Source organism: Ruegeria sp. N7 (assembly GCF_056531345.1).
This window is the reverse complement of the sequence record NZ_JBQFLR010000005.1, coordinates 87919-111876: the sequence shown is the minus strand read 5'-3', so window position 1 is coordinate 111876 and position 23958 is coordinate 87919. Positions and strand designations below refer to the sequence as shown.

Below are 23958 nucleotides of genomic sequence, written 5' to 3'. Positions count from 1 at the left end.
ACAAAACGTCGTGACGCATCGTCATGTACCGCTACGGAGGATTTTATGACCGGCATCAAAGAACCCAGCTTTCGTGAAAGTGTTGACCTGATGTTCAACAGGGCAGCCGCCCTTATGGAGCTGCCGCCGGGGTTGGAGCAAAAGATCCGTGTCTGCAACGCAACCTACACAGTTCGATTTGGCGTGCGGCTGCGTGGTGAAATCCATACCTTCACTGGTTACAGGTCTGTCCACTCGGAGCATATGGAACCGGTCAAGGGCGGTATTCGATATGCCACTGCGGTTAACCAGGACGAAGTCGAAGCTCTGGCTGCGCTGATGACGTATAAGTGCGCACTTGTCGAAACACCGTTTGGTGGCTCCAAGGGTGGGCTTTGCATTGATCCACGAGAATATGAAGAGCATGAGCTTGAACAGATCACGCGGCGCTTTGCGTATGAGCTTGCAAAGCGAGACCTGATAAACCCATCGCAAAACGTGCCTGCGCCCGATATGGGCACTGGGGAGCGTGAAATGGCTTGGATGGCTGACCAATACGCGCGGATGAACACAACGGACATCAATGCGCGCGCCTGTGTGACAGGAAAGCCGCTGAATGCCGGTGGTATCGCGGGGCGGGTCGAAGCGACTGGGCGCGGTGTTCAATACGCGTTGCGCGAGTTTTTCCGCCACCCTGAAGACATCCAGAAAGCAGGCTTGTCAGGTAAACTGGATGGTAAGCGCATTATCGTGCAGGGGCTTGGTAATGTAGGTTATCACGCTGCAAAGTTCCTCAGCGAGGAAGATGGCGCGCGCATCACCGGAATCATCGAATGGGACGGTGCGCTATTTAATCCCGACGGGATTGACGTCGAAGCCGTGCGTCAGTGGATTGTCAAACACGGTGGCGTAAAGGACTATCCCGATGCGACCCATTCCGCTGAAGGCGCGGCAGTGCTGGAGGCTGAATGCGACATTCTGATCCCGGCGGCTTTGGAAGGTGTCATCAACCTGTCGAACGCCGATCGGATCAAGGCACCGCTGATTATCGAAGCTGCCAATGGTCCGGTTACCGCTGGCGCGGATGAAGTCCTGCGTAAGAAGGGCACAGTGATCATCCCCGACATGTATGCCAACGCAGGCGGTGTGACAGTATCCTATTTCGAATGGGTCAAGAACCTTAGCCATATCCGCTTTGGCCGGATGCAGCGTCGTCAGGAAGAGTCGCGTCACGAACTGATCGTCAGCGAGCTGGAAAGGCTGGACCGGTACCTGGGGGATGCGTGGTCGATGTCGCCGGACTTCAAGGCCAAGTACCTCAAAGGCGCGGATGAGCTTGAGTTGGTGCGCTCGGGTCTCGATGACACAATGCGTATTGCTTATCAGTCGATGCGTGAGGTTTGGCACAGCCGTGATGATGTCGAGGACCTGCGTACGGCGGCTTATATCGTGGCGATTGACCGCGTTGCGAAAAGCTACCGCGCCAAGGGGCTGTGAATTAGGTGGGCGGGGTGATCATTTCATCCCGCCAGTACGCGCTGCGGCTTGAATGTCCATGACAGCCCGTTAGGTTGACGGGCAATCTACTTCAAAGAAACGAATCTCCGGAGAATTCCATGTTGCGTATCGCTTTTGTCGCGGCTCTGTTGGCCACCCCTTTGGCCGCTCAGGAAACCAAGGAACAAAGCTGCAAGTACCAAGCTGATGTGGTGGCTGCGGTTCAAAAGGCGCGACTGGACCGTGTAAAAGAACGTGACGTTGTACAAGCGGTGGCGGATAGCGGCCCGACATGGCCCGAAAACTACAATGCTGCAATCCCGCTGATCACACCTTGGGTTTATGAGCAAAAGATGCGGGACGTGCGCAAGAAAGACCTAGGCGCGGCGTGGCTTGAACTGTGCCTGCAACAATAATCCACAACTCGGACATTTCCCTGTGGACAACCGCGCGCCTTCCTCTTGGCGCGCGTTTTCATTTCTGGCAGGTTTAGCAGATGTCATTGCCCCCCGGATTTCTGGACGAATTGCGCACGCGGCTCAGCCTGTCTCAGGTTGTCGGGCGCAAAGTCATGTGGGACCAGCGCAAGTCCAATCAGGGCAAAGGGGACATGTGGGCGCCTTGCCCGTTCCATCATGAAAAGACGGCCTCGTTCCACGTGGATGATCAGAAGGGGTTTTATTACTGCTTTGGCTGTCACGCCAAAGGCGACGCGATCAGTTTTGTGAAAGAGACCGAGAATGTCTCATTCATCGAAGCAGTCGAGATTCTGGCCCGCGAAGCCGGGATGCCGATGCCTGCGCGCGATCCGAAGGCGCAGGAAAAACAGGACCACCGCACACAGCTGGCTGAAGTGATGGAGCAGGCAGCGCAGTTCTTCCGCCTGCAGCTCAAGACCGGGGCAGGAGCCGCCGCACGAGACTACCTCACGCGCCGCGGGTTGAACGCGCAAGCGCTGGACCGGTGGGAGATTGGATTTGCCCCGGACGATTGGCAGGCGCTGTGGGACCATCTGCGCGGCAAGAACGTGGCCGAGGACCTGATCCTTGGGGCCGGGCTGGCCAAGCCGTCAAACAAGGGCAAAAAGCCTTATGACACCTTCCGCAACCGCATCATGTACCCGATCCGCGACCCGCGCGGACGTTGCATCGCGTTTGGCGGGCGGGCGATGGACCCCAATGACAACGCGAAATACCTGAACTCGCCCGAGACCGAGCTGTTCGACAAAGGGCGCAGTCTTTACAATCAAGGCCCGGCTCGACAGGCGGCAGGTAAGGGGCAGCCGCTGATCGTGGCCGAAGGTTATATGGATGTGATCGCGCTGGCCGAAGCAGGTTTTGGCGCGTCGGTTGCCCCTTTGGGAACGGCCATCACCGAACATCAATTGCAACTGCTGTGGCGGATCTCGGACGAGCCGATCATTGCGCTGGACGGCGACACGGCAGGTCTGCGCGCTGCGATGCGGGCGGTTGATCTGGCTTTGCCGCTGCTCGAAGCTGGAAAGTCGCTGCGGTTTGCCCTGATGCCAGAAGGCAGAGACCCCGACGACCTGCTGCGCGCCGAAGGGGCAGGCGCTGTGAAGGCCGTGCTGGATGGTGCCATTCCGATGGTCAAGTTGCTTTGGCGGCGCGAGACCGACGGCAAGGTGTTCGACAGTCCTGAACGCAAGGCGGCTTTGGACAAGTCCCTGCGCGAGAAAATCAAGCTGATCCGCGACCCATCGATACGGGCGCATTATGGGCAAGAAATCAAGGACCTGCGCTGGCAGTTGTTCCGTCCGCAACGGCAGCCGCAATCCCGGCAATGGCAACCGCGCGGCAAATGGGTGCCGCCAAAACAACCCGCCACGCCCGGCGCGCGGTCCTCGTTTCTGGCCTCGTCCGAGAATGCCGAGATTCAACTGCGCGAAGCGGCCATTCTGGCTATTGCCGCGCTTAACCCCCAAGTCGTCGTGCAGTTCGAACACCAACTGGAAGAGATGGAATGCCGCGATGTTGATCACGCCGCATTGCGAACTGCAATTCTGCGCCACGCGATCGATGACCCGGACAATCTGAAGGACCACATTGCCGAAACTTTAGGGCCTGAGGCCCTTGAAAACCTGCTGGCCCTTCGCCATGTCGCCGTAATCCCCTGTGTGTTCAAACCGGGCGACGTTGAAAAGGCCGAGATGACTCTGGCCGAAGAACTCGCGAAAATCAAAGCGCTCCGGGGGTTGGATGCTGAGATTGCCGAAGCCGCAGAGGAGTTGTCCGATCTGGCCGATGAGGCGCTGACATATCGGCTGGCGCAAGCGGCAGAAGAACGCAACCGGACAAACCGAAGCCAGAATGAAGACAGGGCCATATTCGACATCGCCGACAACGGGGCGCGAATCAACCGCGACGAGAAAGACGCGTTCGAGGCAATCATGTCCGGCATCAAATTCGAGCGGAAACGCCGGTAAAATGGTGTTTTCGTAAGGCACTGGAAAAGAAAAACGGGTAAACGGGTGGCCGAATCACTTCTACGCGCTAATGATTCGGTTCAATCGAATCACCCATCCCTGCAGGAGCATTGAATGGCCGCCAAAGACACGACCGAAGATCGCAAATCCGACGAGCAGGACCAGGAAATCTCGCTGGACATGAGCCAGGCCAACGTCAAGAAGATGATCGCCGAGGCCCGCGAGAAAGGTTACATCACCTACGATCAGCTCAATCAGGTTTTGCCGCCCGATCAGGTCAGCTCGGAACAGATCGAAGACGTTATGTCTATGCTCTCCGAGATGGGCATCAACATCATCGAAGATGAAGAGGCCGAAGAGGAAGAGAACAAGGGCTCGACCGAACTGACGACCACCGAAAGCAACCGCGAGGTTGCGTTGGCCGGGGCCGCCACTGAAAAGCTGGACCGCACCGACGATCCCGTTCGCATGTATCTGCGCGAGATGGGTTCGGTTGAACTGCTGAGCCGTGAGGGCGAGATTGCCATCGCCAAGCGGATCGAAGCAGGGCGCAATACCATGATTGCGGGCCTGTGCGAAAGCCCACTGACCTTTCAGGCAATCACCATCTGGCACGACGAATTGCTGTCCGAGGATATTCTGCTGCGGGATGTCATCGATCTGGAAACCACATTCGGCAACCAACTGGACGAAGATGGGGACGCGCCAGTTGTTGACGCGTCGGCGGTGCAGGCTGCGAAACCCGCGAAAGAGGCCGGGCCGGAACTGGATGCCGATGGCAACCCGATCACCAGCGACGACGACGATGACGAAGACGATCAGGCCAACATGTCGCTGGCCGCGATGGAAGCTGCATTGAAGGATCAGGTTCTGACCACGCTGGAGCGGATCTCAACCGATTTCGCGATGCTGTCCGAAATGCAGGACAGCCGCATTTCGGCCACCTTGAACGAGGATGGCACGTTCAGCGAAAAAGACGAAGAGACCTATCAGAAGTTGCGGGCCGAGATTGTGCAATTGGTGAATGGTCTTCACCTGCACAACAACCGGATCGAAGCGCTGATCGACCAACTTTACGGTATCAACCGTCGCGTCATGTCGCTGGACAGTTCGATGGTGAAGCTGGCCGATCAGGCACGGATAAACCGTCGCGAGTTCATCGACGAATACCGCGGGCGTGAACTGGACCCCAACTGGCTGGCCGAAATGGCGGAAAAGCCGGGCCGGGGCTGGCAGATGTTCATCGAACGCTCGACCGCGAAGGTCGAAGAGCTGCGCAACGACATGGCTCAGGTCGGCCAATATGTAGGTCTGGACATCAGCGAATTCCGCCGCATCGTTCAGCAGGTCCAGAAGGGCGAAAAAGAGGCGCGGCAGGCCAAGAAGGAAATGGTCGAAGCCAACCTGCGTCTGGTGATCTCGATCGCCAAGAAATACACGAACCGCGGCCTGCAATTCCTTGATCTTATTCAGGAAGGTAACATTGGCCTGATGAAGGCGGTAGACAAGTTCGAATACCGTCGCGGCTATAAGTTCTCGACCTATGCAACGTGGTGGATTCGTCAGGCTATTACGCGTTCAATCGCGGATCAGGCACGCACGATCCGTATTCCGGTTCATATGATCGAAACGATCAACAAGCTGGTCCGGACCGGCCGCCAGATGCTGCACGAGATCGGCCGCGAGCCGACGCCAGAAGAACTGGCCGAAAAGCTGCAAATGCCGCTTGAGAAGGTTCGCAAGGTGATGAAGATCGCCAAAGAGCCGATTTCGCTGGAAACTCCGATTGGTGACGAAGAAGACAGCCAGCTGGGTGATTTCATCGAGGACAAGAATGCTGTGCTGCCGCTGGACAGCGCCATTCAGGAGAACCTCAAGGAAACCACGACACGGGTCCTGGCCTCACTCACCCCGCGTGAAGAACGTGTGCTGCGGATGCGTTTCGGCATCGGTATGAACACCGACCACACGCTTGAAGAGGTGGGTCAGCAGTTCAGCGTGACCCGCGAACGTATCCGCCAGATCGAAGCGAAGGCGCTGCGGAAGCTGAAGCACCCCAGCCGATCCCGAAAACTTCGGTCCTTCCTGGATCAGTAAGTATCAAGGCGCCTCTCCCGAGGCGCCTTTTTTTATTCCGGACACTCTTCACGATGGCCTGTTCTCCCATCACATTGGCGGGAACGCACAAGGGCTGGACCTTCTGTCCTTCTATATCCGTTCTGTCCACTCATGGGACGGGCCGGGGCGAGGTTTTTCAAGCTGATGACCCCCGGTCTCACGTCCGTATCGGGTGTTCTGTTCGCGTCTTGAACGCGCTGGGCGGCTGGCCTGTCCAACGTTTGAAAGCGGTCGAAAATGCGGCCTGATCCGCATAGCCCAGCGAATAGGCGATTTCGGACAAGGGCATTTCATTCTTGATAAAGGTCTGCGCCAGGTCGCACCGCAGATCGTCGACAACATCGCGGTAGCTGGTGCCTTCGTCCCTGAGGCGCCTGCTGAAGGTTCTAAGGCTCATCCCCAGATCAGCCGCGAGGCTTTCGGCCTGCGGGATTGCGCCGGGCAGGGATCGGGTAACCAGCCCTTCGACCTTGGCACGGGTCAGATGTTTGGGCGCGCCTCTCTCAGAAAGCAGGCGATCTGCATATTCCAGCAAGTGCTCTCTGAGTTGGGGGTCATAAGTCGGTACAGGCAGGTCCAGCGCTGAAAGAGGCAGGATAATCTCGAGGTTCTCGGCCCCAAAGGTCACGGGAAAACCGGCAAGCTTTTCAAATCTTCGGGCGTGGTCACCGACCCTGTGCTGAAACCGAATTTCTATCGGATAGAGATTGACTTGCGTCAGGTTCCGCATTCTGGCCAGGGCAGCAAATATCAGGAATTCGGTGCGTCTGTGATACCGCGCAAATCCGGGGTCTTTCCACTCGGCTTCCAAGGTCGCAAAGTTACCCGCGACGCGCAGGTTAAGCGCGATGGCAGGGTCGATGATACCGTGAAAGCGCGAGAGGTTCTCCATCACCTGTTTCAGGTCGCGGGAATACTTGCTGATATAGGCGGTCACGGTCGAGGCTGATGTAACCTCAAGACCCGTGCGGGCCGCAAACGTTATGTCATGGGTGGCGTCACATGCATAACGGATAAACAAAGCCTCGCTTTGTACGCTGTAGGTTGAAACCGGCGGCGCGATATCCTGAGGGCGCAGCCCTGCCATTTTCAGGACATCGCAGGACATGTCGCCATTTCCAGAATAGCGGTCCAGCGCCTGAACAAACAGATGAAGTCGGCCGATATCGACATCCATCGCGAAACAGTACCTCAAATTTTAAATTACATATGCAGACTATCGCGGAATTGTCTTTCATGATCGACGGTGCTGACAAGTGGATTTCACACAGAAGCAAGCCGTCAGTGGCAGTTTCTCGAAATTTATTGACCGGTATGGACAAGCATCGCCATGTGCAACGAACCACTTCAGTGGTGTTGCCGGGTCCAGACCTTTATGGGGATGAGGTCAGAGCCTCGGGGAAATCACCAGCCTCTGGTTAAGGCTCCCCGGCACGCCCCCACACCTTTCATACATGTCGCATTGCTTCGCTCAGGTGGTTTTGTCAGGCTGGCTTCAAGTCAATAGTTCCGGTGTAAAACCTTGCAGGGTATATTTGAGAATACAGCGGTTTATGGCCAAAACCTAATTGTGTTTGACGGCGAATGCGTGCTGTGTTCGGGGTTTTTCCAGTTTATGCTGAAACGTGACCAGCGCCATGTTTTTCAATTTGCAACGGCGCAGTCCCCGCTTGGGCAAAAGCTATATCGTGATCTCGGCCTTCCCACACAGGATTTTCAAACAAATCTGGTGGTCGTGAATGGCGCTGTTTTTCAGCATCTGGATGCGTTTGCGGCGGCGATGCGACAGTTGCGTGGCCCATGGTCGCTGTTATCAATGTGTCGGCTTCTGCCTCGGCTTATCAAGGATCCGGCCTATCGCCTGATCGCACGAAACAGATATGCATTCTTTGGACGTTCCGAGACATGTCTGGTTCCCGGTCCCGATATCAGGGCTCGTTTTGCCGAAAACGGGTACTAGCGATGGGCGATCCGTTTCTTAAGGCGATAGGATCGACCGAAAGGTTGCCAGAGGCGGTTCGAGTTTTGCACATGAGCGAGGGCTGCTTTGCAGGACGTTGCGACATCGAACGTGGCAAAGGGATATGGGTTGCCCTTGCAACACGTCTGGCCGGGTTTCCGCAAAGCGGCAAAGACGTCCCCGTCTCCGTGCACATTGATACTGATGGCGAATTCTGGTCATGGGATCGGAATTTCGCGGGCCACAAAACCCGATCAACTCTGAAATATGATACGAAAAGAGAGTGTGTCCGTGAATCTCTTGGCGCGATCTCGATCTGGTTAAAGCCCGTTTGGTGGGAAAATGGGATGCATATCAAAATCCTCCGCCTGACCGTGTTTGGCATCCCGATGCCATCTTTTACCTTGCCGCGATCAAGAACGCGCGAATGGCAGGACAAAGCGGGGCGCTTTCGGTTTGATGTGTCTGCAGACGCGCCGGGACTGGGAATGTTGATCAGATACCAGGGCTGGCTCACGCCGGTTCACGCATCGCACGAGACGGACTAAACAGAACGTGAGCGACCCTGTGCCGACGGAGCTTATGGCCTAACCTTTTTGAGACACACAATCAGGGAATTATGACAATGAAACATACACGGACATTTGCCGCGCTTGCCGCCCTGGCGTTCAGCATTCCAATGACGGCTGACGCGGCACCGCACGGTTACCGGACCGAGCCGATAAACGCCACCGATTTCGAAGTTATTCCGCGCGGCGACCAGCGTACCGAAGGATACTGGTGCGCGGCAGCGGATTATGCACGGCGTACATTGGGCGCGGGCTGGCGCGATCGGATCTACGTGTTGCGCGGGTATGGGCCAAGCGTCACCACCGGTCGTAAAACGGCGGTTCAGTTCTCGACCAAGCCGCCCCAGAATGTGGGTGCACAGCCAAGCAGCTTTGTTACAATCGGTTTTCAACCTGGCACCAGCATGTCTGTACAAGGCGCGAATGCCAGGTGTAACTATCGACCGTTCTATAACGACTGACAAAACGGCGAGACACCGCGAATGCAGACTGAATTTGTAATCCGGACCCAAGGATCAGGTCTTTACGAATTCACGTCCGAGGTGACGCAGTGGCTGGGGCAGGTGGCGACGGATGGCTTACTGACGCTTTTTGTTCGCCACACCTCCTGTTCATTGCTTGTTCAGGAAAACGCAGACCCCGAAGTTCAAACTGATCTTCGGGCGTTTTTCGAAAGGCTGGTGCCGCCGTCCAATCACCCGGCAATGTCGTATCTTCGGCATACTTATGAAGGCCCCGACGACATGCCAGCGCATATAAAGGCTGCGCTGTTGCCGGTATCCTTGTCGATACCTGTGGTGCAGGGTCGCCCGTGCCTTGGTACATGGCAGGGGATATATCTGTTTGAACACCGCACGGCACCACACCAGAGACGGATTGCAGCGCACCTTGTCTGACCCTTTATCTAGCGGTTGAAATTTCCGACTACCCAAACTCTAGTTGCTGCCCTATAGTTGTGGATAAGTAAGTCGCAGCGCTTACAAAAAGAGGCGGAACAAGGGACGAGGAGACGGCGGATGCGCTGCCCGTTTTGCGGAAATATCGATACTCAGGTAAAAGATTCACGTCCGGCAGAGGACCACGTGGCAATCCGCCGACGCCGGTTCTGCCCGGCCTGTGGCGGGCGGTTCACGACCTATGAGCGTGTGCAGCTGCGTGATTTGGTTGTCATAAAGACCAATGGTAAGCGCGAGGATTTCGATCGCGATAAACTGGAACGTTCGATCCGCATCTCGATGCAGAAACGGCCAGTTGATCCCGAGCGGATCGATCAGATGATTTCGGGTATCGTGCGTCGGCTGGAAAGCATGGGCGACACGGATATCCCGTCCCACAAGATCGGTGAGATCGTTATGGAAGCTCTGGCGCGGATCGATACCGTCGCGTATGTTCGCTTTGCGAGTGTGTACAAGAATTTCCAGGCGGCCGATGATTTTGAGGAGTTTGTCCACGAACTGCGCCCGCCGCAGCCACCGACGGACGAGTGAGCGAAAAAGATAAGCGTTTCATGGCGCTGGCCCTGTCACTGGGGCGGCGCGGTCAGGGGATGTGCTGGCCAAACCCTGCGGTGGGGTGTGTTATCGTGCGCAAAGGCCGGATTGTCGGGCGCGGTTGGACCCAGCCGGGCGGTCGCCCCCATGCCGAGACCGAGGCTTTGGCGCAAGCCGGGCAGGCCGCGCACGGTGCGACCGCCTATGTAACTTTGGAACCCTGCGCCCATCACGGCAAGACACCCCCCTGTGCCGAGGCTTTGATTGCTGCGGGTGTCGCCCGTGTCGTGGCCGCCGTGGAAGACAGTGATCCGCGCGTCGCAGGGCAGGGCTTTGCCAAGTTGCGCGAGGCCGGAATTAAGGTCGTAACCGGTGTCCTCGCAGAGCAGGCGGAACGTGATCTGGAAGGCTTCTTCCTGAAGACGGAACAAGGCCGACCTTTCGTGACCCTCAAGCTGGCCAGCAGTTTTGATGGGCGGATCGCAACCTCGACCGGACACAGCCAATGGATTACCGGGCCACAGGCGCGTCGTGTTGTCCATGCCATGCGTGCGCGTCACGATGCGGTGATGGTCGGAGCGGGTACCGCGCGGGCCGACGATCCGTCACTGACGGTTCGGGATCTTGGCGTTGAACATCAACCGGTGCGCGTTGTCGTTTCGCGCCATATGGACATATCCCTGATGGGACATTTGGCCCGCACGGCATCAAAGACACCTGTCTGGCTCTGCCATGCGCATCACCCGGATTCCGAGCGCGCGAAAGCCTGGGAAGGATTGGGCGCAAAGCTGATCCCCTGTGCTTTGAAAGATCATCAGGTTGACGCGGTCGATCTGCTCCAACAGTTGGGGCAAGCCGGTCTGACCAGCGTCTTCTGCGAAGGTGGGGCGGCGCTGGCAGCGTCGCTGCTGGCCGAGGATCTGGTGGATGAACTGGTCGGATTTACCGCTGGATTGACCATCGGAGCCGAAGGTCTGGCTGCCGTGGGAACATTGGCTTTAACGACACTGGACGCCGCGCCACGGTTCGAACTGGTTGAAGCGAAAGTGGTGGGTGGGGATATCCTGCACCGTTGGCGCAGGGCGTCGGACTAGGTTTAGCGCCACAAGTGCGCATGTGTCGCAAACGCGCCCTGAAGTTTTGACAGAACTCGATTGAACGGACCGGTCGGAGCACAAGTGCCCTGCGCCAGACGTTCAACTGCAACCTCGACCGGGCAGGGTTGCCCCGTGACCGGGTCGAAATAACGAGGGTAATCAATCAGGGTGGCATGGACGAGGCCCATCAACGTTGGTCGTGCGCCACGCCGGGCGGGAACAACCCCCAGATCCGTGGTCAGCCCCCAACCCGCATAAAAGGGCGCGCCCAGAGTTGTAACCTTCACGCCGCGCAGCAAAGCCTCGAACCCCAGAAGCGATGTCATGGTCCATACTTCCTGCACGTGCGGCAACAATGACGCGGGGTCTGTTTGGGTTAAAACAATGTCTGCAATCGCCTCGGCATCGATCCTGCCTTCGCGCAGACCCGCTTCGACATCGGGGTGGGGTTTGTAAATCAGGATCGCGTCGGGATTGGCATCGCGCACAGTTTTCAGCAGGTCCAGATTGTTGCGGACCGCGCTGGTACCCAACAGGATCGAGGCGTCGTCCTCGACCTGTCCGGGCACAAGAATACGATGGCCTTCGGGCAGGGGGCTGGTCGGATTGCCGGTATTGTATTTGCTCAGGCCTTCGGCCAAAAGGTTTTCGACAAGACGTTCCGCGCGCAGGTCCTGATCCGGCCTCAAAGTTTCACGCAAAGTGATCAGCTCTTCCAACTGGCTGGGTTTTGTCGGGTCGTAGTAGATACCGATCTCGTCTGTCACCAGCGACAATGGCGGGACCAGTGCCGCCCCAAGCCCGCGTGAACGCAGGAACCCGTCTTCGACCCGAACCGCCCCTTCGGTGTTCCTTGCCTGGCTGGCCCATACCATGTGGGGGCGGTCCGGTGTGCCGGGTTGAGATGCCGTAAAGCGCAGCTTTCCATGTTGCCCGAAAAACTGTTGCAGATGCCTGCGTTTCCACAAGCGCATCCCGGATGCCGTCCAGCCGTTCTTGTCCTGTCGCCAGGCGCGGGTATTTGCCTCTAACGTGTCCAGTACCGTTTCCAGCTCGCACAGCTGATCGCGATAGGGGTCATACCAAGTCGGGTACAGCAGCATGGCGGCCGCGAACAATTGCGCCCGTGTCAGGCTGCGCTGGCGGCGCGGAACGGGTCTGTCATCCTGCGTCAGGCCCCATCCGGCATAGAAAGGTTGGCCGAACACACGCGGTTTGTGGCCTGCCAGAATTGCCTCAAACCCCAGTTGTGAGGACACGGTGTAGACAGCAACAGCCCCTTCAAGCAACGGCCATGGGCTGATCGGGTCGCTGAACCGCGTTATCCGGTCTGACAGGTCCTGATCGGTAAAATGCCCCTGACGGTGACCCGCCAGTGTTTCAGGATGCGTCTTGATCAGGATGCGCGCGCCGGGGTTTTCCTCCTGCGCCAAGACAAGCATTTCAAGAAACCGGGCGCGGTCCGCTCCGCTTGCTGTTACCGACGCATCGCCGACCGTCTGATCAATCACCAGAACATAGCCCGGATCGGGTGGTTCAAGATCGAGATCGAAGGCGGAATACTTGCTGAGGTTAAGCTCTCTGATCCGCGTGATCGCGGCGCGGGCCCGGTTCAGCAGGGCCGTGTCATCCAGAGGGTGCGTGGCCAGCATTGTTTCAAGTTCAGACGGCGTGGCGGCATCGAATTGCAGGCCGGAACGATCCAGCAACAGCCCCGAAGGGGGCTCGCCATTCCGGCCCGGGTGCAGAGATCTGAGAAAGGCGTCCTCGACCCGCAGAATCGGGGCAGCGTGTTTTTCAGCAATCTTAAGACCGCGATGTGCTGTCGGGCTGTTGCCCCAGACGCCTACGCAATCGCCTTCTTTCGGAAATCCCAGTCGAATGTCGTAACCCGAAAGCGACAGAATTCGTCTCAGACGTTTCTGGGTCAGAAAGCCGCCGTTATAAACAAACAGCCGATTTTGCCCGCTCCCGGCTGACGTGTCGGGATCGGGCCGCATGCATCAATTGCCGGTTAGCGTGGCAACGTTTGCAACGGGAGTCAGACCGCCTGCGATAAGTGAGATCGACTTGCTCCACTGCGCATAGGGCGCTTCGGTCACGTAGATTGTATCATCATCCCGGATCACGAAATCGCGTGCAATGAACAGGCCGTTGGGGGCTGTCAGGTTCAGCAGGTAGATCATGCGCTGATCCCCTTTAAGGTCGGCGCGTCCGGTGATACTGCGGGCGACATCCTGACGTTCCTTGCGCAGAATGAATATTCCCGTTGGATCCGAGGAAAGCGTCAGCAGACCACCGACCTGCGCCAAGGCTTCCAGTGCCGACAGATCCTGACTTTCAAATGCCACGCGCGACTGGCCCCCGGTTGCGCCAAGGGCGATATACGATCTGCTGTCCTCTTCCACCAGAATGCGGTCGCCACCGCGCAGGGCGACGTCCAGCTTGGGGTTGCGGAACAGGTCCTCGTACCAAACGGTACCCTTCTGATCGCCCCGGATCAGGGTCACCAGCGCGATGTCCGACGCGACCGAGACCCCGCCCGCCTGGGACAACATACCAAGCAGCGATCGGGTTGGCCGTTCAATCGGATAAATGCCCGGTGCGGCGACCGTGCCCGTCAGCGAGACGGTGGACCCGTCACCCGCGACGCGCCGTACTTCGACCTGCGGGTCCGGCGTTTGTTCCTGAAGCTTGTCTGTGATCAGAACGCGCAGCTGTTCCGGCGTGTTTCCCGCGGCCCGAATCCGGCCTGCATAGGGGACAAAGATAAATCCGTCACTATCAACCTGAACCTCGTTCAACGCGGTCGCAAGACCGGTTTCGCCTGACAGCAAGCCATCATCGACGTTTTCCCAGATGGTCAGCCCCAGCACGTCACCAGGGCGGACGGTATCTGCGGTCAATGTCTGGGCACTGCTGAAGGAGGACGAAAAGCCGTACTGAGGAATGGCGGACGTCGCGCGTGTGACATTGTCGTCAACTTCAACGACATATGCGTTGCCCCCGTTTTGAACTGAACCGGCCAGAATTTCGGATTTGTTCGGTCCGGATTTTGGTAGCTGGCACGCAGCCAGCAGACCAATTGCAGCCACAAGGGACACACCCCGCATCCATCGCCTAGGAGAGACTTTCACCGCCCGATATCCTCAGTCTTTTGTAGTTGCGTGCAGACTAGCTGGTAAGTTGCTTAACTTCCAGTCACACACCACCCGTTTCATTCGACGACTTTCAACTGTGTCGTTCGCGCCTCGTTCGTATTCAGGACCGATTGGTAAGGATCGTTGGTGTCCAAAAGCATATCCACGGCGCGGCGCAGCAGCTGTCGGCGCCCTCGTCTTGAATAGAACCCGCCGGGTACCTGACTGGTTTCCAGAAGAAACTGCCGATAACAGCGATAGGCTTCGGCATCCGGGTGGCGGGGATCGGCGAAAAACGCTGCGATCGGCTGCTGTGAGACGAAATCGGGCTTGTCGTAAACCGAACGCCCGAAAATGCGCAATGGAATACCCCGCCACAGGACCTGCTGTCCAGCGGTGGAATTCACGGTGACGGCCGAACTTGCCTCATCCAGCAATCTGGCCAGCTTGCCGCCCGGCACATAATGAACCCGGTCGCTGATGCCATGTTTTCCGGCTATCTCGCGGGCCCGGCGTCGCAACGGTTCGCGATGGTTTTCCAACGGGTGTTCCTTTACCACCAGCCTGTGATGGGCGGGCGCGCCTTGTGCAAATCCTTCGATTACCAGCTCAAGAAATTCACACATACCCGAAAAGCTGGAATGAGCCTGCACCGAACTGTCATGCCCAAGCTGCAACAGTACCAGATGATAGGGGTATCCGCCCCACCTGACCCGCGTCGTCGCCAAACTTCGCTGAAGACGGTGAAAAGGCATCAAAAACAGCCGCTTGAGGTACAATCTGAATTCCTGCGAGACAGGCAATTCCCTGTGCGGTTGAAAGTTGCGGTAACGACTGTTCAGGGCCATCACGAACCAATGATAAAGGGCGCCATAGAAGATATGGTGCCGCATGTCTCCCCAATGCGACGGTGGCGGCGGCGCCTTTCGGTCGGACAGGGCCAAGGCCTGGCGCATCTGCTGAACGTCCAGCGACATCAGCCGGGAATTTCCGTTTGATCCGTCCCGCTCATAAGTCACCCACCATGGGCGCAGATACCCCTCCTCGAATACATGAACGGTAACTCCGCAAGACCGCGCGATTTCGACCGCACGCGCATGTATGGGTCTGGTGTCGCCATATAGAACAATATCCGTAACAGCTTTTTCAGCGATCAAAGAGGACAGTGTTGCGGGCCAGTTTTCCGGTTTGTCCTGAAACGGGATGTAGCTTGCCTTGTCAAACCAGAACGCCTGATCGCCTGCATTGAACCCAACCCGCCAGACCCGAGCCCCCGTGGCGCGCAACATACGCCCCAAGGCCGGGAAAAAAGGTCCGTGCGGGCCCTGAAGGAACAGGAAGACCCGATCATGAGACCTTGAAGGCGGGTGCGGCATCCGAACTGCTCGTATTGTTGTTGTTGCCAAAACTATGCCCGTTTGGTCGGTGTACGGCAAGGCAGGGCTTGCCCGCGCGGCCCGTTGGCCTTACCTCGACGGTGATAGTCAGGCACAGGTTAGGAACTGAGGGTTAACGGAATGTTTACAGGGATCGTCACCGACATGGGCACCGTCGCCGAGCTGGAGCAGCAGGGAGACCTGCGTGCGCGGATCAGGACTGCGTATGACACTGCGGGCATCGATATCGGGGCCTCGATTGCCAGTGACGGTGTTTGTCTGACCGTGATCGCGCTGGGCGACGATTGGTATGACGTCCAGATCAGCGCGGAAACCGTCTCGAAAACCAATCTCGACACCTGGACTGTCGGCAAGCGTGTCAATCTTGAACGTGCCCTGAAGGTTGGTGACGAATTGGGCGGTCACATCGTCTCGGGCCATGTGGATGGCGTAGCCGAGGTGATCGCGATTAAGGAAGACGGCGACAGCACACGCGTCACCTTGCGCGCGCCAAAGGATCTTGCACGGTTCATCGCGCCCAAAGGATCGGTGGCATTGAATGGCACATCCCTGACGGTCAATGACGTGACAGATTGCGATTTCGGCATCAACTTCATTCCACACACCAAAGAGGTCACCACCTGGGGCCACGTGCAGGTCGGGGACCGGGTCAATCTTGAGATCGATACACTGGCCCGTTATGTGGCGCGTCTGGCCGAGATGTCCTGATACCATACGTCGCGTCGGAGCAGACCTGCGCCGTTTGTGGACTGGTCTTTGTGCCCTCAGTGGTCTATTCCGCCGTTCAAACATGCCATGCGAAAGGCTGCCCAATGAGCTTTGAGACACCCGGCCCGGTCGAGGCCCGGCTGCGCGACGCGATCAGCCCGATCGAAGACATTATTGAAGAGGCGCGAGCCGGCCGGATGTATATTCTGGTCGATCACGAGGATCGCGAAAACGAGGGCGATCTGGTGATTGCTGCCGAGTTCGCGGATGCCGAGGCCATTAACTTTATGGCCACCCATGGCCGTGGCCTGATCTGTCTGCCTATGACGGCAGAACGGGTCGAAGCGCTTGGGCTGCCGATGATGGCGGTGAACAACTCGTCCCGGCACGAAACCGCATTCACCGTGTCCATCGAGGCGCGCGAAGGGGTCAGCACCGGGATCTCTGCCGCCGATCGTGCGCTGACCGTGGCGACTGCGATCAATGAGCAGAACACAATGGCCCATATCGCAACACCAGGCCACGTCTTCCCCTTGCGCGCCAAGCGGGGTGGGGTGCTGGTGCGTGCTGGTCATACCGAGGCTGCCGTTGATATCTCGCGTCTGGCCGGTCTAAACCCCTCGGGCGTGATCTGCGAGATCATGAAACCCGACGGCACCATGGCGCGTCTGCCTGATCTGGTTGAGTTTGCGCAAGAGCACAACATGAAGATCGGCACGATCAGTGACCTGATTGCCTACCGGTCGCGCAACGACAATCTGGTGGTTGAAACCTCGCGTCAGATGGTGACGTCAGAATATGGCGGCGAGTGGGAGATGCGGCTGTTCACCGATCAGACCCATGGCATCGAACATGTGGTCATGATCAAGGGCGACATCACCACACCCGAACCGGTGTTGACCCGCACCCATGCTCTGCACGAGGCCCCCGATATTCTGGGTCTTGGTCCGAAATCCTCGCGCGAACTGCCGCGCGCCATGGAAAAGATTGCTGAAGAAGGACGGGGCGTGGTCTGCCTGTTCCGTCAACCGCGCAACTCGCTATATGCGACGGGTGACGAGGGGCCGCGCACCATTAAACAAACCGGTCTGGGGGCCCAGATCCTGTCCAAGATGGGAATTCAGGAACTGGTTCTGCTGACCGACTCGCCAGAAACCGTATATCTGGGGCTTGACGCGTTTGGCCTGTCCATCGTCGGTACCCGTTCGATTTTGAAGGAAGACTGATCATGGCTGCTCAAGACGAACATGGCGTTCTGCCGACACCGACATTTGACAAGCCGGTCAAGCTGCTGATCGTGGCGGCGCCGTTTTATCGTGCGATTGCCGATAACCTGATCACGGGCGCGAAGGCCGAAATCGAAGCCGCGGGCGGAACCTGCGAAGTGGTCGAGGTGCCCGGCGCGCTGGAAATCCCGACCGCCATCGCAATGGCCGACCGTCAGTGCAACTTTGATGGCTACGTCGCGCTGGGCTGCGTCATTCGCGGCGAGACCACGCATTACGAAACCGTTTGCAATGACTCCAGCCGGGCCATCCAGTTGATGGGCCTGCAGGGCCTGTGCATCGGCAATGGCATTCTGACTGTGGAAAACGACGCGCAGGCCGAAGTCCGCGCGAACCCGAAAAAGATGAATAAAGGGGGTGGGGCTGCTGCTGCGGCCTTGCATCTGATCGCGCTCAGCCGTAAGTGGGGCTCTTCCAAAAAGGGCGTTGGTTTCAAACCGCCGTCCGAGTCCATCCTCGTGGCGGGCGACAGCAACGGACCCTCGACAGCATGACCAAGACAGACGCGCCGAAACCGGCCAACCAGAAACGCCTGATGAAATCCGCCGCCCGGCTTTATGCCGTGCAGGCGCTGTTCCAGATGGAACAGTCCGGGCAAACGACCGAAGCTGTCGTGAATGAGTTTCTGGATCACCGTTTTGGCGCTGTCTATGAGGGTGAGGAAATGTTGGACGGTGATATCAGTGTCTTCCGCTCGTTGGTCGACAATGCGGTGAACTATCAGGCGGCCATCGACCAGATGACGGACCGTGCGCTGGTCGCCAAATGGCCGATCGCTCGGATTGACCCGACCTTGCGGGCGCTGTTCCGTGCGGCTGGGGCAGAGCTGACCCAAAGCGACACGCCGCCAAAGGTTGTCATCACTGAATTTGTTGACGTTGCGCGTGCGTTTTTCCCGGAAGGCAAAGAGCCGAAATTCGTCAATGCTGTGCTGGATCATATGGCCCGCGAGGCACAGCCCGAGGCATTCTGACGCCTTTACGAGAACCAGATATGCGCTAACTTGAATGTCATAGCGCAAAGAGGTTCGCCATGCCCAAACTGATCCGCCTTTATATCACGCAAGTTGCCTGGGGCTTTGTCATTTCGGCTGTGTTTGTCGGCGTCCTGTTGGCGCTGAATGTCGCAAACCTGCGCCATCTGATAACCAGTTCGGAAATCGGTCTTATCGCTTTGGTGATGATCTGGTTCATGAACGGCATTGTCTTTGCCGGTGTCCAGTTCGCCTACAAGATCATGAGCATGGCAGAAAAGCCGCAAGGCCCGCGCCGGGGAACACCGGTTTTAGATGATTTGAAACCAGTTGCGATCAAGCAAGAGGCGAGTGTTTCACGCTAATTTTGATGCCAGGCTTTATCACACCAAGCCTCTTATGGGTTCTCTGGCATATCGTGAGATGGTTGCGCCGACATTGACTGTTGCAGCTTCAAAGCAGATGCAGCCGCTGTCACGTTTGTATGCGGTTGATTTCAGCCTATCGCGGATATTCAGAATGGCGTATCTGGGGCCTTGGTCTGAACATATTCCTTCAATATAGCGCTTTGAATAACCTGCTAATAGGAAGGGACTTTGATCATCTTGTCCAAGCGACTAGTTTGACAACATGGCCTCCGTACCACAATTAACCGACTGGATGATTACCGAAGGACGCCGCTCAGGCGACCCCGTGAAAGTAGTTTCTCATTTCTGCTCGTCATTAGTTGACGAAGGCGTTCCACTCTGGCGAGTCAATATTGGTCAGCGGTTCGCCAATCCGTTACTTATTGCATGGGGGATAGTCTGGACCCCTGACCGGACCGACAGCTACGACGTAACTCATGAAACGATGTCGACAGACGGGTATGTTGGCAGCTCATTTGAGTACATTCTGGAGCACAGAAAGCCACTTCATAAAAGTCTGCGACAACTTGATCCAAGGACCGAGCATTCATCGTATCTTGAATTCGCTGAGTCGGGTGGCACAGACTACTATGCCACCCTTATGTATTATGGTGATGGATCTCTGCACGGTTGTACATTTGTTACACAGGACCCAGACGGTTTTTCACCGCAACATCTGGAATTGATTGAGGAAGCTCTGCCTGCTCTATCGTCCGCCTTGGAACCCGTCACAATGCGCAAGTCAGCCAAGGGGCTTCTACGAACATATCTTGGTGATGGGCCCTCTGATGCGGTTTGGAATGGGCGGATCAAGCGGGGCGAACGAACGACAGTTGATGCAGTTGTCATGTTTTCTGATTTGCGAGGTTTCACGGCTCTTTCGGAAGCCGCTCCCGAGGTGGATGTTTTTGACGCGCTGAGCGGTTACTTTGATCTGGTTGTGCAATCCGTAGAAGAGAACGGCGGCGATGTTCTCAAGTTTATGGGTGACGGTATTCTCTCGATCTTCACCATCGCAACTCAGGTTGACCACGCCGACCGATGCCGAAAGGCTGCGCAAGCCGCACAAAGTGTATTGGCCGGTTTGACGACGCTCAACAGTCGCCGCGTTGAGGCTAATAAGTCGTCTTTGGATGTAGGAATCGGGATCAATGTTGGGCAAGTCAGCTATGGCAATATCGGCAGTCCGGGAAGGCTTGATTTCACGGTTCTCGGGGGCGCAGTGAATGTTGCCAGTCGCATAGAAGGTCTAACCAAGTCTATCGGTCACAGAGTGCTGGTAACATCAGCGATTGCTGGGACCTCACCTGATCTGTTTTTGCCTTGTGGGGTTCACGAAGTTCGTGGCCTTGCTAATCCAATCGAATTGTTTTCTCTCATCGAAGGATAGCCTTGAACCAGTTTGCATGAATATTCTTGGGGCCAGGGAATGGGTGCTATGTTTCAACAGGAAGGCTGGTACACTAAGTTAGCATTGCTTTTGGAAGAATTGGGCTATCAGAGCGGATTAATTTGATCTGCATGGCATCCAGGCGTGTAAAGACCGACGTTGGTGGTGCTCTGAGCCAATTCAGCAATGTGGCGGGACCACCAAACAACCGTGTGGTTTGATTCCCGAGGACCTGTATATACAGGTGGGCGCCAGGTAATCAGGCCAGGACCTGAACAGAGCCAGCCCCCTCGGAATTGCTTAAGGCCACCAGAATGCTACCTGTCACAAGAAGGGCAGAACCCGCCACGCGCTTAAGTAGGGCGTCTGACGGGTTCGCACAAGGGGTCAGGCATCAACAGTTTCGTGCAATGCCGTGCGCATCTTGCCAAAGTGCTCGTCCCAACCCTTGTCCAGCGCCAGGATCAGGCCAAAGGCATCGGCCCCCTGCGGCAGGCCTTCATGCCGCAGGTCAAGGCGCGTCCCGCCTGCGACGGGTTCCAGGGTCCACTTGACGACGCTCACCGCGTCGCCCATCGGTTTTACGGTGAACGTGTATTCCAGATATTTGGGAGGGTTGGCAACGCGAACCTCACCCCAGATCAACAGTTCGCCGCTTGTTGTGCCAAACATCTCCAGCTTTTGACCCGCGGTCAGAGGATGTTTCGGTTTGTGGAACCATTCCGCCAGGCGATCCGGGTCTGTAAGATAAGCCCATACCGTTTCCGGTTCGGCCCTCAGAAAGATCGATTTCTTCAGAACTGCATCGGTCATTTCGATTTCCTTTCAACAGCTTCCTTGAGAGAGTTGAGGCGATCGTCCCAGAACTGGTCAAAATACCTGAGCCAGTCCAGAACGGGGGCCATCCCCTGTGGTTCAAGACGGTTAATGCGTTCGCGGCCACGGGTTTCGACGGTGATCAAGCCGCCGTCGGATAGCACGGTCAGATGCTTTTTGACCGCGGCCCGAGTCATGTCGAACTGGTCTGTCAACTGCCCGATGGTCATGTCCTGAGACGAGAGCAATTGTACAATGTCCCTACGTGTGGGATCGGCCAGCGCACGGAACGCGTTTTGAGTTCGGTTATCCATAAGCAACTCCAGAAGAGATACCATTTGGTATCGTATTAATATGATGCCAAATGGTATTATGTCAAGCGCGATGGAGCACTTTACTTTTGTTCACCAATTGTTCACATTTGGGGTATGTTGTTAGATTTGCAGCCCGGACAGAAACTGGCGCGTGGCGTCGCACGCCACCTTGCCGCGCATGGTTTTGTTTCTGTTGAAGAATTCGTTCCGGCACGTGGTTTGCGTGTCGATGTGATGGGGCTGGGTCCCAAAGGTGAGATTTGGGTGATCGAATGCAAATCCAGCCGTGCCGATTATCAATCGGATGCCAAATGGCAGGGCTATCTGGAATGGTGTGACCGATTCTTCTGGGCCGTGGATACCGAGTTTCCGACCGATCTGTTGCCTGACGAAACGGGCTTGATCATTGCTGACGCCTATGATGCCGAGATCGTGCGCATGGCGCCCGAGGACAAGCTTGCCCCGGCGCGGCGCAAGAAGATGATCCAGAAATTTGCGACAGATGCAGCACGCCGACTGCATGCGCTGCGCGATCCGCGCTTGTAAAAGCTCAGCCTTTGACGGCGAGGGCGGCCTGTATTGCGGCGCGGATCTCGTCGGCGATTTCTTCGGCTTCCTCGGGGTCGAAATCCATCGGAATCTCGATGCCGTCGGCTTCGATGAACAAGCGTACCATCCCCTGATCGGTCGGACCGATTTGCAGGTTGGCCTGAATATCGCGTTCGGTATTGATGCCCATCGATGCCTCCGAGACTGAGCATTCGTGCTAGCGCGCACGGGGTTGAGAATCAAGTCACCTTTGCGGTCAGATAAGACATGGATAAAGTGGTTCTCAGAACGTTTCGCCCCGATGATGCCGCGTGGCTGGTCGAACAGCACGGGTTACTCTATGCGCGCGACGAAGGATTTGATGACAGCTTTGCCCCATTGGTTGCGCGCATCCTTGAGGAGTTCATTGCCAACAATGACCCGTCCTTTGAAAAAGGCTGGATTGTTGAACGGGCTGGGCAAAGATTGGGTAGCATCTTCTGCGTGCGTGTTGACCAGACAACCGCCAAACTACGCCTCTTCCTGCTTGTCCCCGAAGCGCGCGGACTTGGGTTGGGGAAACGGCTGTTACAGACCTGTACAGACTTCGCACGCGAGGCTGGATATCGGGAAATGGTTTTGTGGACCCATGAAAGTCATACGGCTGCCCGCGCGCTTTACAGGGCGTTTGGCTGGGAACTGATCGACAGCAAACCGGTGCATTCCTTTGGCGTCGATCTTGTCGAACAAAGCTGGAGAATTAGGCTTTAATCCTCTTGCATTCCCCCGGCGCGTTCGGTACATCGCCCCTCACAAAGTGCCGCCTTAGCTCAGTTGGTTAGAGCGCTGGATTGTGGATCCAGAGGTCCCCTGTTCAAGCCAGGGAGGCGGTACCATTCCCCCCAAATCGACTGTCCGTGTTCGCATCACCAAGCGTATTACAAGCGTAGTGTAGGCTTGAACGCCGGAATTTACGGCGCGCTGTCCTTTAGCGCGCCAGGTTCAGTTTGAACCGCATTTTTGCCCGTTTGGCGGTGGGCAGGTGGCGGTTCAGGCGTTTGTTGATCAGGCCAAATCCCCCGACAATCACCAATGTCAGCAGGATGAAATAGAACGCCAGAATTGGATAGGGGATGAAGGGGTTGAACGTTTTGTCCGCGAAATAGCTGGCGTAATAGAGCGCGTCGCCACGTTGTTGCCAGGCCGGAAAGGCCGAGAAGAAGACCAGCGTGGTGGCATGGAACAGAAAGATCGCTTCGTTCGTATAGGCCGGCCAGGCCAGACGCAGCATGGTGGGCCAGACGATCCGCCGAAACCGCGACCAGCCGGACATGCCATAGGCATCTGCCGCTTCGATATCTCCCTTGGGGATCGAGCGCAGGGCACCGTAAAAAATCTCACCCGAATAGGCTGCGGTGTTCAGGAACAGCACGATCAGCGCCCCCAGCCAGGCCGAGGTGAAGGCGTCGAACATCGGATATGTTTTCTTCAGCGACAGGAAGAAGAAATAGGCAAAGAAGAACTGGATAAAGAGAGGCGAGCCCCGGAACAGAAAGATGAACCATTCGGCAGGTTTGCGCAGCCATTTGTTGGTCGAGGCTTTGCCGACGGCCAGCGCGGTGGCCAGAAAGAACCCGGTCGCCAGCGCCATGACGCCGAAATAGATGTTCCAGATCATGCCCGAGCCGATCAGGGTGAACTGTTCGCACAGGGTGAAATCGGTTTTAGGCAGCAGGCGCTCGCCAAAGCCAAGCGACCGCAGGCCGTAATCCTGAATGGTCTGGATGCAACTCATGATCGGGCTCCTTGGAAAGGAGATTGCGGGCGCGAGAGAGATTGCTGT

At 57.0% G+C, this 23958-nt stretch carries 26 protein-coding genes and 1 tRNA gene; 19 read left to right on the top strand and 8 right to left on the bottom strand.

The genetic code is table 11. The features are described 5' to 3' along the window. The first annotated feature begins 45 nt into the window (after nt 1-45). From ACR0ES_RS09040 to rpoD, 4 genes are all read left to right on the top strand, one after another. The gene (locus ACR0ES_RS09040; RefSeq protein WP_480481585.1) at nt 46-1476 is read left to right on the top strand and encodes a Glu/Leu/Phe/Val family dehydrogenase; all 1431 of its coding nucleotides are present in this window, start codon (nt 46-48) and stop codon (nt 1474-1476) included. Nucleotides 1477-1595: 119 nt separating this feature from the next. Next, entirely contained in the window at nt 1596-1892 is a 297-nt protein-coding gene (locus ACR0ES_RS09035; RefSeq protein WP_267366003.1) for a hypothetical protein, read from the top strand. 80 nt (nt 1893-1972) lie between these two features. Continuing rightward, on the top strand, nt 1973-3922 hold the full coding sequence (gene dnaG, locus ACR0ES_RS09030) for a DNA primase (RefSeq protein ID WP_480870335.1): 1950 nt from the start codon (nt 1973-1975) through the stop codon (nt 3920-3922). A 114-nt stretch (nt 3923-4036) separates the two neighbouring features. Beyond that, nucleotides 4037-6019 (top strand): RNA polymerase sigma factor RpoD, encoded by a 1983-nt coding sequence (rpoD, locus tag ACR0ES_RS09025; protein ID WP_209504318.1) that lies wholly within the window; start codon nt 4037-4039, stop codon nt 6017-6019. A gap of 178 nt (nt 6020-6197) precedes the next feature. On the opposite strand, the gene ACR0ES_RS09020 is transcribed toward rpoD, so the two are convergent. After that, nucleotides 6198-7217 carry a helix-turn-helix domain-containing protein gene (locus tag ACR0ES_RS09020; RefSeq protein ID WP_480773558.1) on the bottom strand — a complete coding sequence of 340 codons (1020 nt, stop codon included), beginning with the start codon at nt 7215-7217 and terminating at the stop codon, nt 6198-6200. Nucleotides 7218-7610: 393 nt separating this feature from the next. Between ACR0ES_RS09020 and ACR0ES_RS09015 the strand changes: the two genes are divergently transcribed. The 6 genes from ACR0ES_RS09015 (at nt 7611) to ribD (ending at nt 11153) form a co-directional block, all read left to right on the top strand. Next, a complete protein-coding gene (locus ACR0ES_RS09015) occupies nt 7611-8000 on the top strand; it encodes a thiol-disulfide oxidoreductase DCC family protein (RefSeq protein WP_480773559.1) in 390 nt (129 codons plus the stop codon). Nucleotides 8001-8002: 2 nt separating this feature from the next. Beyond that, nucleotides 8003-8548, top strand: coding sequence for a DUF4166 domain-containing protein (locus tag ACR0ES_RS09010; protein WP_480870333.1), 546 nt, complete (start codon nt 8003-8005; stop codon nt 8546-8548). A 77-nt stretch (nt 8549-8625) separates the two neighbouring features. Continuing rightward, the gene (locus ACR0ES_RS09005; protein ID WP_480773561.1) at nt 8626-9030 is read left to right on the top strand and encodes a hypothetical protein; all 405 of its coding nucleotides are present in this window, start codon (nt 8626-8628) and stop codon (nt 9028-9030) included. Between the two features lie 21 nt (nt 9031-9051). Next, nucleotides 9052-9465 (top strand): secondary thiamine-phosphate synthase enzyme YjbQ, encoded by a 414-nt coding sequence (locus ACR0ES_RS09000; RefSeq protein ID WP_480486070.1) that lies wholly within the window; start codon nt 9052-9054, stop codon nt 9463-9465. Nucleotides 9466-9585: 120 nt separating this feature from the next. After that, entirely contained in the window at nt 9586-10056 is a 471-nt protein-coding gene (gene nrdR / locus ACR0ES_RS08995; protein WP_267367325.1) for a transcriptional regulator NrdR, read from the top strand. Continuing rightward, nucleotides 10053-11153 (top strand): bifunctional diaminohydroxyphosphoribosylaminopyrimidine deaminase/5-amino-6-(5-phosphoribosylamino)uracil reductase RibD, encoded by a 1101-nt coding sequence (gene ribD / locus ACR0ES_RS08990; protein ID WP_480870330.1) that lies wholly within the window; start codon nt 10053-10055, stop codon nt 11151-11153. Before nrdR ends, ribD begins: the two co-directional genes overlap by 4 nt. Nucleotides 11154-11155: 2 nt before the next feature. Here ribD and ACR0ES_RS08985 read toward each other — a convergent pair whose 3' ends face one another. From ACR0ES_RS08985 to ACR0ES_RS08975, 3 genes are all read right to left on the bottom strand, one after another. After that, a complete protein-coding gene (locus tag ACR0ES_RS08985) occupies nt 11156-13156 on the bottom strand; it encodes a capsular polysaccharide biosynthesis protein (RefSeq protein ID WP_480870327.1) in 2001 nt (666 codons plus the stop codon). Between the two features lie 3 nt (nt 13157-13159). Further along, a complete protein-coding gene (locus tag ACR0ES_RS08980; RefSeq protein ID WP_348540319.1) occupies nt 13160-14293 on the bottom strand; it encodes a polysaccharide biosynthesis/export family protein in 1134 nt (377 codons plus the stop codon). An 80-nt stretch (nt 14294-14373) separates the two neighbouring features. Further along, complete coding sequence (locus ACR0ES_RS08975) at nt 14374-15672, bottom strand: capsule biosynthesis protein (protein ID WP_480870324.1); 1299 nt, start codon at nt 15670-15672, stop codon at nt 14374-14376. Between the two features lie 141 nt (nt 15673-15813). Between ACR0ES_RS08975 and ACR0ES_RS08970 the strand changes: the two genes are divergently transcribed. The 6 genes from ACR0ES_RS08970 (at nt 15814) to ACR0ES_RS08945 (ending at nt 20457) form a co-directional block, all read left to right on the top strand. Then, nucleotides 15814-16401 (top strand): riboflavin synthase, encoded by a 588-nt coding sequence (locus tag ACR0ES_RS08970; RefSeq protein ID WP_480773566.1) that lies wholly within the window; start codon nt 15814-15816, stop codon nt 16399-16401. 104 nt (nt 16402-16505) lie between these two features. After that, nucleotides 16506-17627: a 3,4-dihydroxy-2-butanone-4-phosphate synthase gene (gene ribB / locus ACR0ES_RS08965; RefSeq protein WP_267365297.1), complete on the top strand. Its 1122-nt coding sequence runs from the start codon at nt 16506-16508 to the stop codon at nt 17625-17627. Nucleotides 17628-17629: 2 nt separating this feature from the next. Next, nucleotides 17630-18181: a 6,7-dimethyl-8-ribityllumazine synthase gene (locus ACR0ES_RS08960; RefSeq protein ID WP_209504307.1), complete on the top strand. Its 552-nt coding sequence runs from the start codon at nt 17630-17632 to the stop codon at nt 18179-18181. Beyond that, nucleotides 18178-18660 carry a transcription antitermination factor NusB gene (gene nusB / locus ACR0ES_RS08955; protein WP_480481565.1) on the top strand — a complete coding sequence of 161 codons (483 nt, stop codon included), beginning with the start codon at nt 18178-18180 and terminating at the stop codon, nt 18658-18660. Before ACR0ES_RS08960 ends, nusB begins: the two co-directional genes overlap by 4 nt. A gap of 59 nt (nt 18661-18719) precedes the next feature. Continuing rightward, nucleotides 18720-19025 carry a hypothetical protein gene (locus ACR0ES_RS08950; protein WP_480481563.1) on the top strand — a complete coding sequence of 102 codons (306 nt, stop codon included), beginning with the start codon at nt 18720-18722 and terminating at the stop codon, nt 19023-19025. A 265-nt stretch (nt 19026-19290) separates the two neighbouring features. Then, a complete protein-coding gene (locus tag ACR0ES_RS08945) occupies nt 19291-20457 on the top strand; it encodes an adenylate/guanylate cyclase domain-containing protein (RefSeq protein WP_480492680.1) in 1167 nt (388 codons plus the stop codon). A 387-nt stretch (nt 20458-20844) separates the two neighbouring features. Here ACR0ES_RS08945 and ACR0ES_RS08940 read toward each other — a convergent pair whose 3' ends face one another. Then, nucleotides 20845-21270 carry an SRPBCC family protein gene (locus ACR0ES_RS08940; RefSeq protein WP_480537534.1) on the bottom strand — a complete coding sequence of 142 codons (426 nt, stop codon included), beginning with the start codon at nt 21268-21270 and terminating at the stop codon, nt 20845-20847. Continuing rightward, a complete protein-coding gene (locus ACR0ES_RS08935; protein WP_209504303.1) occupies nt 21267-21587 on the bottom strand; it encodes an ArsR/SmtB family transcription factor in 321 nt (106 codons plus the stop codon). The genes ACR0ES_RS08940 and ACR0ES_RS08935 overlap by 4 nt, the downstream gene beginning before the upstream one ends. Nucleotides 21588-21701: 114 nt before the next feature. Here ACR0ES_RS08935 and ACR0ES_RS08930 point away from each other — a divergent pair, with 114 nt between their 5' ends. Then, nucleotides 21702-22133 (top strand): MmcB family DNA repair protein, encoded by a 432-nt coding sequence (locus ACR0ES_RS08930; protein WP_209504302.1) that lies wholly within the window; start codon nt 21702-21704, stop codon nt 22131-22133. A gap of 4 nt (nt 22134-22137) precedes the next feature. Here the strand turns inward: ACR0ES_RS08930 and ACR0ES_RS08925 are convergent, their stop codons facing one another. After that, on the bottom strand, nt 22138-22326 hold the full coding sequence (locus tag ACR0ES_RS08925; RefSeq protein WP_117869403.1) for a DUF6324 family protein: 189 nt from the start codon (nt 22324-22326) through the stop codon (nt 22138-22140). A 77-nt stretch (nt 22327-22403) separates the two neighbouring features. On the opposite strand from ACR0ES_RS08925, the gene ACR0ES_RS08920 reads away from it, so the two are divergent. After that, a complete protein-coding gene (locus tag ACR0ES_RS08920) occupies nt 22404-22886 on the top strand; it encodes a GNAT family N-acetyltransferase (protein ID WP_480537535.1) in 483 nt (160 codons plus the stop codon). A gap of 48 nt (nt 22887-22934) precedes the next feature. Continuing rightward, a tRNA-His gene (locus ACR0ES_RS08915) sits at nt 22935-23011 on the top strand. 92 nt (nt 23012-23103) lie between these two features. Here ACR0ES_RS08915 and ACR0ES_RS08910 read toward each other — a convergent pair. After that, a complete protein-coding gene (locus ACR0ES_RS08910; RefSeq protein WP_209595834.1) occupies nt 23104-23910 on the bottom strand; it encodes an ABC transporter permease in 807 nt (268 codons plus the stop codon). Nucleotides 23911-23958 lie beyond the last annotated feature (48 nt).

Excerpts from the sequence above, each read along its gene's own strand:
- rpoD (WP_209504318.1), top strand. The coding sequence starts at position 4,037 with ATGGCCGCCAAAGACACGACCGAAGATCGCAAATCCGACGAGCAGGAC.
- ACR0ES_RS09020 (WP_480773558.1), bottom strand. The coding sequence starts at position 7,217 with ATGGATGTCGATATCGGCCGACTTCATCTGTTTGTTCAGGCGCTGGAC.
- ACR0ES_RS09005 (WP_480773561.1), top strand. The coding sequence starts at position 8,626 with ATGAAACATACACGGACATTTGCCGCGCTTGCCGCCCTGGCGTTCAGC.
- ACR0ES_RS08910 (WP_209595834.1), bottom strand. The coding sequence starts at position 23,910 with ATGAGTTGCATCCAGACCATTCAGGATTACGGCCTGCGGTCGCTTGGC.
- ACR0ES_RS08925 (WP_117869403.1), bottom strand. The coding sequence starts at position 22,326 with ATGGGCATCAATACCGAACGCGATATTCAGGCCAACCTGCAAATCGGT.
- ACR0ES_RS08970 (WP_480773566.1), top strand. The coding sequence starts at position 15,814 with ATGTTTACAGGGATCGTCACCGACATGGGCACCGTCGCCGAGCTGGAG.
- ACR0ES_RS08920 (WP_480537535.1), top strand. The coding sequence starts at position 22,404 with ATGGATAAAGTGGTTCTCAGAACGTTTCGCCCCGATGATGCCGCGTGG.
- ACR0ES_RS09035 (WP_267366003.1), top strand. The coding sequence starts at position 1,596 with ATGTTGCGTATCGCTTTTGTCGCGGCTCTGTTGGCCACCCCTTTGGCC.
- ACR0ES_RS09040 (WP_480481585.1), top strand. The coding sequence starts at position 46 with ATGACCGGCATCAAAGAACCCAGCTTTCGTGAAAGTGTTGACCTGATG.
- ribB (WP_267365297.1), top strand. The coding sequence starts at position 16,506 with ATGAGCTTTGAGACACCCGGCCCGGTCGAGGCCCGGCTGCGCGACGCG.
- ACR0ES_RS09000 (WP_480486070.1), top strand. The coding sequence starts at position 9,052 with ATGCAGACTGAATTTGTAATCCGGACCCAAGGATCAGGTCTTTACGAA.
- ACR0ES_RS08950 (WP_480481563.1), top strand. The coding sequence starts at position 18,720 with ATGCCCAAACTGATCCGCCTTTATATCACGCAAGTTGCCTGGGGCTTT.
- ACR0ES_RS08945 (WP_480492680.1), top strand. The coding sequence starts at position 19,291 with ATGGCCTCCGTACCACAATTAACCGACTGGATGATTACCGAAGGACGC.
- dnaG (WP_480870335.1), top strand. The coding sequence starts at position 1,973 with ATGTCATTGCCCCCCGGATTTCTGGACGAATTGCGCACGCGGCTCAGC.
- nrdR (WP_267367325.1), top strand. The coding sequence starts at position 9,586 with ATGCGCTGCCCGTTTTGCGGAAATATCGATACTCAGGTAAAAGATTCA.
- ACR0ES_RS08935 (WP_209504303.1), bottom strand. The coding sequence starts at position 21,587 with ATGGATAACCGAACTCAAAACGCGTTCCGTGCGCTGGCCGATCCCACA.
- nusB (WP_480481565.1), top strand. The coding sequence starts at position 18,178 with ATGACCAAGACAGACGCGCCGAAACCGGCCAACCAGAAACGCCTGATG.
- ACR0ES_RS08985 (WP_480870327.1), bottom strand. The coding sequence starts at position 13,156 with ATGCGGCCCGATCCCGACACGTCAGCCGGGAGCGGGCAAAATCGGCTG.
- ACR0ES_RS08940 (WP_480537534.1), bottom strand. The coding sequence starts at position 21,270 with ATGACCGATGCAGTTCTGAAGAAATCGATCTTTCTGAGGGCCGAACCG.
- ACR0ES_RS08960 (WP_209504307.1), top strand. The coding sequence starts at position 17,630 with ATGGCTGCTCAAGACGAACATGGCGTTCTGCCGACACCGACATTTGAC.
- ACR0ES_RS08930 (WP_209504302.1), top strand. The coding sequence starts at position 21,702 with ATGTTGTTAGATTTGCAGCCCGGACAGAAACTGGCGCGTGGCGTCGCA.
- ACR0ES_RS09010 (WP_480870333.1), top strand. The coding sequence starts at position 8,003 with ATGGGCGATCCGTTTCTTAAGGCGATAGGATCGACCGAAAGGTTGCCA.
- ACR0ES_RS08975 (WP_480870324.1), bottom strand. The coding sequence starts at position 15,672 with ATGCCGCACCCGCCTTCAAGGTCTCATGATCGGGTCTTCCTGTTCCTT.